Below are 13,165 nucleotides of genomic sequence, written 5' to 3'. Positions count from 1 at the left end.
GAAAAATGTTAATAGCTTTTTAGCGTAAGCTCCAGATGAATACAAATATTATTTAATATGAAATATAGATACCTATAAAGCTTTATCTATTTTAATCAGTCATAATCACCAAAGGTAGGTTTCGACTTTACATTACTTAGTCTTTTAATTACTATCCAAAAAAGGCTTATATCAAAAAAAAGGTGCAATAATATACATGTAAATATTTGATTTCTAAAAAACAAGTAGACGCTCGAAAGACTAACCGAAAGAAGGAAAAAAATAACATAATTTTTTAGAGAGTAATTAATACTAGCCCATCTATTTAGATAATGAACCCCTACAAAAAAAACAGCGACTATGATGACTTGAACAAAACGAGCTGTACTTAACATTTCCATTAGAAAAGCTCGGAAATATAGCTCCTCAGAAACTATTCCTATAATTCCAAACATAAAGTTAAAAAAGGCTTCTTTTCTAGAAAGTGGTAATTGAGAATGGATACTATTAACACTTGCTCTTATTTCTTCTTTTTCTAAATACATCAGAAAAAAAATTGGAAGAAGCCCTGTGACTAACGATGGGAGAAGATAGCTCCACATACTTACATTATCAAAATTCACCAACAAAACTGGCAGTAAATAGGGGATTATAAAAAATACTTTTTGTAAGTTATCTGAGTAACCAAGATATCTTTTTAGCGTAGGAAGAAATGTAATACTTATTATGATTATCAAATATGACATCCCTGCATTAAAAAAATCGTAATTCCTATTGACAAATAACAAAAATGTAATAATAAATAAGATTCCTAAGGTTACTAATTGTCTTCTAAATATAAATGGTTGTCTCATTTTCTCATACCTTATAGATTGTATTTAGGGTCTTAATTAATGGTTACCCTATAACCAAATTTTATTAATACTGAACATTTTTCAAGTTATATCCTGAATACGATATGTCTTAATTCAATAAAAAATACATCACCTATTTATTGATAACGTAGTGAATTTTATTTCTGATGTTGATTCAAAAACCTTTTGAACTTCCCAAAAGTGTTTATATATTTTTCAAGACCTACTTTTTTTAATATTATTGTTGCACTATCCTTATCAACTAGATCAAACTCGACTTCTAATTCATAATCAATTACATTTAGATAATAGTTTTTATCTAGCATAATCTGCACTTTTTCAGTACAACATACAAACCTTTTAGTATGCAATTTCCCTATATACTTCGCTACTCCTATTTCTATTTTTTCAAGTTCGGGAATTTTATTAAGATCTAAATATTTAGGAATATCTAAAATGTCGTACTCAAGTTCTTTTCTACTAACAAATAAGCGACTCTGCTTTTTATCGGCTAACTTTATTTGAAGCTTTTTTTGTCCTGTACAAAACTCTCTTACTCGGATTGTAATATCATTCTTTTTTATTTCTTCATTTATATAATAATGATTGATTTGCTCAAACTCTTCTTCAAAATCAAATTTAGTAAGAATTTCTTTATACTTCTTTTCAGAAATAAGCCTTTTATATTCATTCTCAACTTGATCTACCATGATCCATCCTTACACCTAGATTATAGTTTCTAAAAAATCGAATTATTTTTTTAGCTTTTAAAAAATCATTAGTTACGGTAAGTGGAAATTCACCTAAATAATTTACTCCAAAAGCAATATAATATGCTTCTTCAACAGGATACTCAGGAAAGTACTCTAAAATAACTCCAGCAGTATATTTAGCATCATGAATGTCGTCATCTATCAAAAATAATTTTATATTACTTGATAATTCCATGAATATTTGAGCTATTTCTTCAAAATTATAAGTATTAAGTATTTTTTCTAAAAACAATGCACATTTATAGTTTTGTTCAACAGATATATTGTCCAATATAGGAAAATCTCCGATAATAGTAGGATTTTTAAATTCAATTACCTTGTCATTAAAATGGAAAAATACGTCCATATCTTTTTTGAACTCATCTATATCTCCTGGAGTATGTAAATAATTTTTAAACGGAGAGTTTGAAAATTTGTCTCGTGTTTCATATTTTAATTCGCTTGTTTTTTTTATAGCATCAGAATTTGATCTCACAATAATTAATAGCAATCGCTTGTTCTCAAGATATCTTGTTAAGATAGTTTTACAGACATGGTCTGTCATTGAATAAGGCCACAAATATTCAATCTGACTTTCAGTCAACTCAATAGCCACTTCCTTAACAATAGATAAATTTTTGGATTCAATCCTATCATATATATATTCTTTCACATTGATATTTTCAATTGCTTCAGGCTTTAACAATACAAAAGACTGTTTTAATTTATCTTCCATTAGTTATACTCTCCTTCAGTAACCTATCAGCGAATTCTATTCTATTTTGTATAATTCTAAATATCTGCTTAGACTTTAATTCATTAGAATTAAAAATGTCTTCCGTATTCGTACCTGGTAAAATAAAGGTATCTATACCTAATTCGAACATCGCTAGTAGGTCTATCAATTCTGCTCTTTCTGGAACCATTCTTTCGCCGATATGATTTAAAATATCAGTTGCACATATTACTTTTTTTTGCTTTTCTTTTGTTAAAAACGCAATACGTCTTAAAGAATGCAGGTATTCGGACAACTTTATATTTAATGCAAGGTCCCCTCTTGCTAACACAATTCCATCTGAAACCTCAATAATGCTTTCAATATTTTTAACGGCCTCTGCTGTTTCAATTTTAGGGAAAATAGTAACAATCTCGGGAATTATCTTTCTGATATCTGATACATTTGCTTTATTATCCACAAAAGATGGGAGTACATTAATTTTATTAGGACATTGTTCGGATAAAAGCCTAAATAAATCTCCCCACTTCTCATCCAATTTATTTTCTATATTCGCAATAAAGATTGCTTTATCTTTTTTAATATAAAAGTTATTGCACGCTTTCACAATTATCTTACTTTTTTCTATTGAGTTGATAATAAATGAGCCTTCACCATCCCCATAAAAAATTAAACTTCCCTTTCTTAAATTCGGGCGTAATCTACCTTCTTCTACAATTATGAATTGATCTTGTTGAATCTCAGTCTCTTTCTCAAATATTATGGAGTAAATACTATCTTTTTTTATTCTCCCACCTACTATATTTGAATGGGCAATCCGACTTTTATTTCTAGGGAAAGGTATATCAAAATAAAAATCAATCCCTGTTAATTCTCTTGAGAGTAACCTCGCTAAAATAGTCTCATAATAATTTCCAATTTTGTCATCAGGAATTTTACATAGATTTATTCTTACACCTTTTAAATTCAACTTTCTTATAACTTCACTAATTTTTACTATATCCGCTTGTGAATTAATCCCACTAATTGTTTGGATGAACATAAGTTAAACCTCCTTGATGAAAATCGTTCTTATTTTATAAACTATTTCAATACTTAAATAACCCCATTAATTTACAATAATTAATATACTCTATCATTTATCTAAACTGATTTACGTACAAACAATTCTTCACGCTTTAAATAACATTCATTTACTAATTATTCAAAATCTTTTTCATTTCTTTCAAAACGTTTAGGTATACTTTATCAATTGAGTTGTTTGCATTAATATATATGATTTTTTCTTTTGGGATATACTCAGATAAAAAACTTTTATATCTATTTTTTGCTGTCCTTAATGCTGAAAAATTTTCATTTTGTTCAATTTTATTACCTCGATTATTAATTCTAGCCATAGCTATTTCGATATCTATCTCAAAATACAACAAATAATCGAAATCCATTTCTCTTTTGATTATATCGTTTGCAGTATCTAGTAAATATTTAGGTATTTTTGTTCCTTGATAGACATAAGTAGCAGGGTAATATCTATCACATAAAACAATTTTACCATCATTCACTTGATCCTTTATACCACCAAATTGAAGTACATGGTTTAAGCGATCTGCTATTATTAATAAAAATTTTTCCGTGTCTGTTTCATCGGAACTATAGCTAATTAACTTATCTGCACGCTTACCAAGTTCTGAATGAGTTGGTTCTTGAGTTAAATATACGAGACTATTTTTATTAATCAGTTTTTCCCCAACTAACTTTATAATTGTTGACTTCCCACAGCCATCTATCCCCTCAAAAACAATTAGCTTTCCTTTTGACATGGTGTTTTCTCTGTTTTTTTTAAAGTCATTAGCCTTGCAATTATAGTAATAATTTGTTGCTTAATTGATGGTGAAAACGTCTCGAATTTGGGGTTAGCTTCAATTAGCAGCTTGGGATTTTTAAGATTGATTTGTTTAATCTCAATTTCAATTCCCCTACTATTTAATATTTCATTTACTTGCTCTATAGAAATAAAACTTTTATTTGCACATAACATTCTTTGCTCAATCGGACAGAGAGATAGCTCACAGTCTTTTGCTTTTAAGTAATTAGTTAATGAAATATTATTAACCTTTAACGCATGAGAAATAGCACACGATGAATGCTTATAAACTGGTACCCTAGGAAAGTATTTATCAGCTAAAAAACATATATTTTTAAAATCATCATCTGTTAAAGTTTTATTATGTCTTGAAGCCGCTGAAACATTTTGAGGTAGATTTAAACCCCTTACTTCAGTCATTCCATATTCGATTCCTTCAGTCCACCTTAGCCCACCAGGAATTATGCTATCGATCTGCGTCCCATATTTATCCGAAATTTCTTTAAACATATTTTCTAAATATTCAAAATCATTATTCCATTCTCTCACTAAAGGTCTTAAGTACCAATTAAACGATATGTTTTTACACTCCTTCAGTTTTTCAATATTAAGGAATCTGTTATTTAAAAATGGTTCTATGTTCTTTTTATTATTAGCCCAACAAATAGAAATAATTAGTTTATTTGTTTTTGAGATCTTTTTCAGACGATTAATACATTCTTCAGGAATCCCGGCCTTTGTAACTATCCAAAAAGGATTTTTTAATCTTCTGCTTTGAAACCATTCCATTATTTCCATTGTGCTTTCTATAACATCTTCTGAGAAAAAAGGTTCTGTACTTGATGTACAGATACTAATCGGCCCTGTATTTTTTTCAAACAGAGGATGGTCAATCAGTTCTTCTAATATTTCATTAAGAGAATAGTTTGTTCTTCTAATTGGTTTCCTTCTCATTTTTCCATTACAATCCAGATCTTGTTTAACCCCTTGAACATGACAATAAGCACACTGAAGTTGACAACCAGTCCAAATATCAATACTGATAGAATTTCCAGTTATACTGACTGCCGATAGTGGATTATTTTCAGATGGTCCTAAACATCCATACATATAATCTGTTACTTGAAATTCTCTCCCCGTCTTTTTACCAGTAACAGTTGATACAGGTTCACGATTCGCTATTTCTACTTTATTATGCATATATCCTCCTTGAATATTTTAATCCGATTAACAATTATATCCATGGTTTCTTCATCAACGCATAGATTAATTCTCTGAAATCCTTTTAAATTGAAATCTTCCGCATCCCTCAATATAATTTTAGTATTTTCAAAAATTTTTTCTGTTGATATATTCATACCCTTACTATCTATAATTTGAAAGCAACAAAAAAAGAATATATCTGGATAAATTAATTTCAAATTAGGCATTTCCTTTTCTAAAGCAACTAACTTTTCCAGATTTTTTTTACATATTTCCAAATGCCAATTAGAATCAATTCTTTTTATTAGTTCCAAACCAATTTTTTGACTTAAACTTGATGGACCTAAATACATATTTCTAGCCGTTTCATGCAATTTATTCACCTTATCTACACTTGTAATTGCAAAGCCAATCCTGATACCAGGGGAACGATAGTATTTAGAAAGGCTTCTAATTATTATTATATTATTTAGATTTTCAACGTAATCTAAAAATGATTCGTCATCTTTTTCAGATAACCCGAAATAAGTTTCATCAATAATTAATAGAACATTTTTTTTGTTTGATAATTCTATTAATTTTTTGATGCTGTCTTCTTCTAAAAAATGTCCTGTCGGATTTGAAGGATTAGCTAATAAAATGGCTTTTATATTAGAATTAAAAATTTGTTCTACATCCCTAACATCAAACCTTAATTTTTTTTCAACATCAAGTGAGCATTTTTTGATTTTAATATCTAATTGATTGCATATTGAACTGTAGAGAGACCAACATGGATAAAACAAACCAATTGATTCACCATTTTTTACAAATGTTTTTAACGTCATATAGATAGCCGCTGTTGCTCCGCTAGTAACTAAAACATTATCAATATTTAGAAATTGATTTGATATACATTTTTTTTGGTAAGCTCTTCTTAGATTAAAATTTCCTTTTGTGTCTTCATAATAGTTAAACAAATCAAAAAGTTCCAAATCATTATATTCACTGACCTCTATTTTTTCTGAAGTTCCACCAGCTAGAAATATACTTTTTTTACTGTCACCTAATTGTTTAACCATGTCATAGTTAGAGAACGTTTTATGTGTATACTTTCCATTCATATATTTACCTTCCTCTTGAGTATTTCAACAGTCTCTCTGGCTGCTTCGTAATTAAACTCTTCACAATTAAATTTTTCCATTTGAATTATTTTTTGAAACTCATTATAATTACTTTTGCTAACTAAATGTTTTAAACTAGGGTGAAACTCATTTTTACTTACGCAAAATAACCTAGAGAAAACACTTATCAGTTCAAAAAAAGCGAACATAAAGAGAAATTTATTTCCTTTTTCATACTGATCTAATGCTAATGTAGATTTATTTTGAAATTGAATATGCAATTTTTTTTTTGCTTCTTCAAAAAAAAGAATGGACTTACTACTAATTTCTTGAGATTTTTTAGAAATGCATTTTGATTTATCAAAACATCTGATTGAAGAAGAAATATCATACAACATCACCTCTTCAATTACTCCACCTATTGACCAATCTTTAATTAGACAATTCATAAATTCTCCATTCAAAATTTTATCTATGTATTCCATATAATTTTTTTCTTCTCTGAAAGCTAAACTAATAGAAGTCTTGTTATGTGTAACTATATATATATCATCACTAAATACTGGAGATACTAGCTTATCTTCAATTTTTTTTAGTACTTTTCTCATTTTTATATTTGTATTTGTTAATATGAGCAAATCAATATCCGAGCTTCCATATACATACATTCCTTTCGCAAGTGATCCTATAATAGAGCACGAATAAATTTCAGGAAAAGTATACAATTCATTAATAAGGATATTTAATGCCTGATACAAGTCCCTTGGTATATTTTGCTCTTTACAAATATTCCCTAGATTTTCCACTTTTAAATGCCTCGATTCCAGATTATTCTTAAAAAATATGATTGGTCAAAAGCTCTTGAATGAAAAACAGCATCTCTTCTACATGTAGTTCTAAGTTTTCTTCAGAAATATTAGAGAAATATAATAGATGAAGAAACTCTTTTAGTTCTACGTTATTACCATACCCATTATTATTGATATAAACTCTTGAAAACCATTTTGGTTTCAAAATTAATTTTCCATGTTTTGCATTATTTAAAGCAATGGCATATTTTAAAGAATTTCTAGCACAATCTAAAGCAACAATATAGTCTTGGGCTCTAAAAAAATTGAGAGCATCCGCATAATTCGATCTTGCCTCCATATCAAATTTGTTAACAATGATTGCTTCCAAATCAACTAATTTTAAAGCATTATTAATTTCATTCATTTTTTCGCTATTTGCTATTACAACACCGAACTTTAATCTCAATACTAACTTTAATATATCTTCATTTACCTCGGTTCCTCTGGTTAAAGATTGAAATTCAGTAATTATCTTTAATATTTCACCATACGTCCAATACTCAATATCTAAAGATATTCCTTTTACATTGATAACCTCAACACCGGTACAATTTTGATATGACAACAAATAATCTCTCTTCTCAAACTCATGATCCAAAATATATAAATCAATATCTGAAAATTCATTTCCCAATCCATCTAATTTAGAACAGTATCCAATGATGGTTTTACTTTTATCCTTTGAGCCAAACTTTACCGAATTAAATATCTCATTATATGAAATATTTCTTTTCTCTAAAAAACGACTAAAAATTTTTTGATTACTATCCATAACTTATTTCTCCTTCTAATAGAAGTAAAGCAACTTAATATGGAACTAACATTAAAGTTGCTTTACTGTTTACTTCTATTCGAGATATCATGTTTTAAGTGAATGCATCAACAACACAAACAATATCTCAAAACTCATTTAGCTTACCCATAATGTGCTACTGCTAAAACTTGTGAAATAACTTCTTGGCTTTCAACAAGTTTACATGTTGGTTTCTCATACATTTAACATCCCTCCTTTCAATAGTCGAATATGAAGATAAAAAATTTGTAGACCAGAAATTATTATTGAGTTTACGATAATTCTTCTTACTTACTATAGCCTGAGCTTCCCATCGTATATGTAACGTTCTTTTTAAATAAAAAAAACCTTTAAATTCTATTAGCTTAACCCATTTTGACGCTAAACCACTACAATTAATATTCCTAAAGCAACTTTTATCAATATACTAGTAACCTTTTTCATTCCTTAACCTTCCTTTCCTTTCTAATTCTTAGTATAATTGTATCAGGTAATTATTTTGTAAGAAAAATAATTTCAGATATGAAATATTTAGAGAGAAGGGATTGTTTGAAAAAAGTTGGTGTTATTCTCAAAGAATTCAGGACTAGTAAAAATTTGTCTTTAGAGTTTGTAACAAAAGATATTATGTCTACCGCCCAATTATCAAAATTTGAAAGATCCGAAGTTGATATCACTTGTGATAAATTTCTCAAAGTTTTAAAACGAATAAATATTACGTTAGAGGAATTTTCACTTGCACAAAATGATTTTTCTTTAAGCGGATTGGAAGAAATTCTTTATAAAACAAAAAAATATTATGGAGAAAACAACGCTAATAAATTAAATATTTTACTCTGTGTAGAAATTGACAACTACAAAGAGACTGGTGTAATCTATCATTTACTCAATACAATTTGTATCAAAGGCTACTTATATGATATTGATCAATCTCCTGAGTCACTACCTAGCAAAAAAGAATCACAGATAATAAATGATTATTTATTATCCGTAGATGACTGGAGTTATTACGAACTTCTTCTTTTTTCAAATTGCATAAAATTCATAAACTCTCACACAAGCATTTTACTAGCAAAAGAAATGACAAAAAAAAATTTTTTTTATCGAAACTTACCAAAGAACAAGCGTATTATAATAAAAACTTTAATAAATATTTTTATTGCTTGCTGTGAAAATTCGTTATTTAAAGATGCTCACTACTTCAAAAATGTTATTAGTTCCTTGCTCAAAGACGAAACTTTTTTATATGAAAGAAATGTTTTTTTATTTGCTAAAGGACTATTTTTTCTGAAAACTGATGAGAAAAATCTGGGTATTTCAATGATGAATGACAGCATAAAAATTTTTAAAGAACTAGGATGCGACAATTTATTTTCAAACTATAAAAAATATTTTGACGACTTGGATAAATCCTAGTCATTTTTCTTATATGAATAAAAGAATATAAAAACAGATTAGATTAATACAGACAAACAAATTCAAAAAAGAAAACGATAGATCAATAAACACACTGAAATTAGAAGCTCAAACCCTCTATGGCTTCTAATCTTAGTGTGTTTTAATTAAATATTTATATTAAAATACAAACTTTAAATCGTTACTACGAATGATATACCGTATTACTCTACACCACTTACTCTAAATATAATACAAATTCTCAGACGGATAAACCGCATCACTGGTAATATCCAATCCTAACTCTCTTAACGTTTGCTCATCATTTTTACTCAACATCACCGTAGAATGTGCTTGGACACCATTCAATTCAGATAATTGATCATAAGCTAATTGTGCTGTTGGGTTCGTAACGGCACTAATCGCTAAAGCAATCAAAATTTCATTGGCTTTTAAAGCCGTAATTTTACTGTGAAGATCTTTTCTTTTCATCGTTTGAATCGTTTCTAGAATCACTGGTGATAATAATAAAATTTCATCCGAAATATTGGCTAATGTTTTAATAGAATTCAAAATAGCAGATGAACATGAATCCATTAAACTGCTGGTTCTCCCGGTTACAATTCTGCCATCTGTTAACTCAAACGCAATAACGGCAGGTGTGTCATTACTTTGGGTTTGTTCTCTTAATCGTTCTGAATACTCTCTAGCAGGAAGCACCGCTTTTCGGTCTTCTTTTTTCAGCTCGACTTCTTCCATAATCAGCTTAATGCGATTGACTGTTTCTTCATCGATCAAGCCTTTTTTAAAGTCACATTCTGTGGCAAAACAGCGACGGATGATTTCTTGTTTAGAGGCTTCTTTCACTACATCATCATCGATGATCCCAAAACCAACACGGTTCACACCCATATCCGTTGGTGATTGATAGACAGATTCTGCGCCGGTAATTTTTTCAATGATTCGTTTGATCACAGGGAAGGTCTCAACATCACGATTGTAATTAACAGCAACTTTTTGGTATTTATCAAAATGGAATGAATCGATCATATTCACATCTTTTAGATCCACCGTTGCAGCTTCATAAGCAATGTTTAAAGGATGTTTCAACGGAACATTCCAAACTGGGAAGGTTTCAAATTTTGAATAACCAGCAGTCTTACCGTTACGGCTTTCATGATACAGTTGGTTCAAACAAGTCGCTAATTTCCCACTACCAGGACCAGGTGCTGTAACGACTACGATTGGTTTTGTTGTTGGAATATAGTCATTTTTCCCAAAACCTTCTTCACTGACGATTTTCTCAAGATTTGATGGATAGTCCTCGATTGCCGCATGTTTATAGACTTTGATATCTCTTCTTTCCAATTTGTTGATAAACATTTTTGTAGAAGGTTGTCCACTGTAGCGTGTAATCACCACACTATTGACTGCTAAGCCATACTCTCTTAATTCATCGATTTGGCGCAAAATATCCATATCATAGGTAATCCCATAATCACCACGAATTTTATTCCGCTCGATATCGCCTGCATAAACACAAATCAAAATCTCAGCCTGGTCTTTTAATTTTTGTAACAGTTTAATTTTAGCATCCGCATCAAAACCTGGCAAAACGCGCTTCGCATGCATATCCCCAATCAATTTCCCACCAAACTCTAAATATAATTTATCGTAATGATCGACCCTTTCAAGGATATATTTTGACTGCTCTTCGATGTACTTTTGTGGATCAAAACCTAGTTTTTTCACGTAAGAACCCTCCGATATTTGTATACTGCCATCTATTATAAACTTATTTACGACTGATTACGATATAGAATTTCACTTTAATGTTGAAAAAAGATCGCTATCTTGTCAGATATTTTCGATATATACAGATTCCCGTAATAAACAGGATTGCCAAATTTTTAGATACAACACTACTATACAAAAACAAACAAACTGGGACCATCACACTGACTCCGTAATACACCCACCTAACAAATAATTTACCTGCCTGTCTTTCCATTTTATTTTCTGGAGAGATTTCATAGCTTTTAATATCTAGAAGATTTCTTGCTAAAAATAACCCATTTGATTTATCCACAAGTATTGCAAATAACAGAAGAAGCAAACTAAATATAATTAAAAATAGTAAGACTTGGTCCTTTGAAGAAAATAGATTTTCCATCTTGAACCTCCTTTAACTTCCACACATTTTTCATTCTATTATACAGCAAAATAAACCTATGTTCCTCCATTAGCAAAGGTAACATAGGTTTATTTTATGATTCTTTTCTTGTAGCTAGAACTTTCATAACTTTTAGTTTAGCTATTTTACAATCGGCGGTGTTCCTTCCGCATTGCCAACAATTGCATCAATTTGGATCAATGCTCCTTTAGGTAATTCCGATACACCAACCACTCTTCTGGCAGGCACACCATCTGGGAAAAATCTTGCATAAACTTCATCTACAGCATCCATATCTTCTATATTCTTAACAAAGATATTCACTTTGACCACATCAGTCATTACATGTTCAACACTTTCAATGATCGCCTTGATATTCTCTAAACACTGACCTGTCTGCTCTTTTATTCCACCAGTAACCATCTCATTCGTTTTTGAATCGATCGGTAATTGGGCTGAAATATTATTATAATGTGAAAAAGCAACTATTTGTGTTGAGAATGGACATTTCGGCGCAAGTTCGGTATTATTCGCTTCGATGATCAGACCATGTCTATCTTCAATCGCTTGGGGCGGCGTACCATCTCCATGTGAAACGACTGCTTCAATTTGAACTGCAGCGCCCATTGGTAGATCTTTTACTGCAACCACTGTTCGCGCTGGAACATACGCAACTGTTCGGGCAATTGCTGAATCCGGGAAAAAGGTTGTATACACTTTGTTTACAGCATCCATCTTCGACAAATCTTTTAGGAAGATCGTAATTTTAACGATATCATCGAGCGGAACATCGTTACTTTCTAAAATTGCTTTGATATTTTTTAGACATTGACCTGTCTGTTTTTTAATACAACCAGCTACTACTCTCCCTGTTTTAGGGTCGAGCGGTAATTGGGCTGATAAATTATTGTAATGTGAAAACGAGACCGTTTGCGTCGATAATGAACTGGTTGGCGCATTTGATGTATTGTTTGTCAGTTTGATCAAATCACCTGATTGAGGAGCATCCGGAATGGTCCCTTCACCATTCGAAACAAGAGCTTCAATTTGTACTAAAGCGCCCATTGGTAAATCCTCTACCACAACTACCGTTCTTGAAGGCTGGTAACTCGTAAAAAATGATGTGTACACCTCATCTACTGCATCGACATCTTTACTATGCTTAACAAAAATAGTGATTCGAACGATGTCATTCATCACATGATCGATACTTTTTGCAATTGCTTTGATATTCTCAAAGCACTGTTCAGCTTGTTTGTTAATACCTCCTGCTACCAATTGACCAGTTACGGGATCGATCGGTAATTGGGCTGAAAAGTTATTGTAGTGAGAAAAAGCAACTGTTTGTGATGCTAGTGGATTCTGTGGTGCATTTTTCGTATTTCTTGCTAGTACTGCGTTGTTATTGCTCATATTCCTGTTCCTCTTTTCTTTTAGATACATTCAAATAAAAAATATTCTC

Annotated in this window: 13 protein-coding genes; 1 reads left to right on the top strand and 12 read right to left on the bottom strand. The window is 30.3% G+C overall.

Annotated features, from left to right (window positions below; all coding sequences use genetic code 11):
• Positions 1 to 95: 95 nt before the first annotated feature.
• The 9 genes from IGJ02_RS01860 to IGJ02_RS01820 all read right to left on the bottom strand — a co-directional run bounded on the left by IGJ02_RS01860 (position 96) and on the right by IGJ02_RS01820 (position 8,114).
• Entirely contained in the window at positions 96 to 524 is a 429-nt protein-coding gene (locus tag IGJ02_RS01860; protein WP_430604056.1) for a CPBP family intramembrane glutamic endopeptidase, read from the bottom strand.
• Positions 525 to 991: 467 nt separating this feature from the next.
• Complete coding sequence (locus IGJ02_RS01855) at positions 992 to 1,543, bottom strand: CYTH domain-containing protein (protein WP_430603045.1); 552 nt, start codon at positions 1,541 to 1,543, stop codon at positions 992 to 994.
• Positions 1,527 to 2,321: a nucleoside-diphosphate kinase gene (locus IGJ02_RS01850; protein ID WP_430603044.1), complete on the bottom strand. Its 795-nt coding sequence runs from the start codon at positions 2,319 to 2,321 to the stop codon at positions 1,527 to 1,529. Before IGJ02_RS01850 ends, IGJ02_RS01855 begins: the two co-directional genes overlap by 17 nt.
• On the bottom strand, positions 2,311 to 3,363 hold the full coding sequence (locus IGJ02_RS01845) for a pyruvate kinase (RefSeq protein ID WP_430603043.1): 1,053 nt from the start codon (positions 3,361 to 3,363) through the stop codon (positions 2,311 to 2,313). Before IGJ02_RS01845 ends, IGJ02_RS01850 begins: the two co-directional genes overlap by 11 nt.
• Positions 3,364 to 3,517: 154 nt before the next feature.
• Positions 3,518 to 4,141, bottom strand: coding sequence for a dTMP kinase (tmk, locus tag IGJ02_RS01840; protein WP_430603042.1), 624 nt, complete (start codon positions 4,139 to 4,141; stop codon positions 3,518 to 3,520).
• Positions 4,123 to 5,385, bottom strand: coding sequence for a hypothetical protein (locus IGJ02_RS01835; protein ID WP_430603041.1), 1,263 nt, complete (start codon positions 5,383 to 5,385; stop codon positions 4,123 to 4,125). Before IGJ02_RS01835 ends, tmk begins: the two co-directional genes overlap by 19 nt.
• Complete coding sequence (locus tag IGJ02_RS01830) at positions 5,370 to 6,491, bottom strand: pyridoxal phosphate-dependent aminotransferase (protein WP_430603040.1); 1,122 nt, start codon at positions 6,489 to 6,491, stop codon at positions 5,370 to 5,372. The genes IGJ02_RS01835 and IGJ02_RS01830 overlap by 16 nt, the downstream gene beginning before the upstream one ends.
• The gene (locus tag IGJ02_RS01825; protein WP_430603038.1) at positions 6,488 to 7,297 is read right to left on the bottom strand and encodes a hypothetical protein; all 810 of its coding nucleotides are present in this window, start codon (positions 7,295 to 7,297) and stop codon (positions 6,488 to 6,490) included. The genes IGJ02_RS01830 and IGJ02_RS01825 overlap by 4 nt, the downstream gene beginning before the upstream one ends.
• Positions 7,298 to 7,325: 28 nt before the next feature.
• On the bottom strand, positions 7,326 to 8,114 hold the full coding sequence (locus tag IGJ02_RS01820) for a hypothetical protein (protein ID WP_430603037.1): 789 nt from the start codon (positions 8,112 to 8,114) through the stop codon (positions 7,326 to 7,328).
• Between the two features lie 570 nt (positions 8,115 to 8,684).
• Between IGJ02_RS01820 and IGJ02_RS01815 the strand changes: the two genes are divergently transcribed.
• Positions 8,685 to 9,551 (top strand): hypothetical protein, encoded by an 867-nt coding sequence (locus IGJ02_RS01815; protein WP_430603035.1) that lies wholly within the window; start codon positions 8,685 to 8,687, stop codon positions 9,549 to 9,551.
• A gap of 222 nt (positions 9,552 to 9,773) precedes the next feature.
• Here the strand turns inward: IGJ02_RS01815 and IGJ02_RS01810 are convergent, their stop codons facing one another.
• The 3 genes from IGJ02_RS01810 to IGJ02_RS01800 all read right to left on the bottom strand — a co-directional run bounded on the left by IGJ02_RS01810 (position 9,774) and on the right by IGJ02_RS01800 (position 13,116).
• Positions 9,774 to 11,282: a DUF1846 domain-containing protein gene (locus tag IGJ02_RS01810; protein ID WP_430603034.1), complete on the bottom strand. Its 1,509-nt coding sequence runs from the start codon at positions 11,280 to 11,282 to the stop codon at positions 9,774 to 9,776.
• A 97-nt stretch (positions 11,283 to 11,379) separates the two neighbouring features.
• Complete coding sequence (locus tag IGJ02_RS01805; RefSeq protein ID WP_430603033.1) at positions 11,380 to 11,703, bottom strand: hypothetical protein; 324 nt, start codon at positions 11,701 to 11,703, stop codon at positions 11,380 to 11,382.
• Positions 11,704 to 11,844: 141 nt separating this feature from the next.
• Positions 11,845 to 13,116 carry a Rid family hydrolase gene (locus IGJ02_RS01800; RefSeq protein WP_430603032.1) on the bottom strand — a complete coding sequence of 424 codons (1,272 nt, stop codon included), beginning with the start codon at positions 13,114 to 13,116 and terminating at the stop codon, positions 11,845 to 11,847.
• Between the last annotated feature and the right edge of the window lie 49 nt (positions 13,117 to 13,165).

Source organism: Enterococcus sp. DIV0724b (assembly GCF_050531475.1).
Lineage (GTDB): Bacteria > Bacillota > Bacilli > Lactobacillales > Enterococcaceae > Enterococcus_L > Enterococcus_L haemoperoxidus.
Note: the sequence above shows the minus strand (reverse complement) of the source record. Positions and strands in the feature narration are given on the sequence as shown.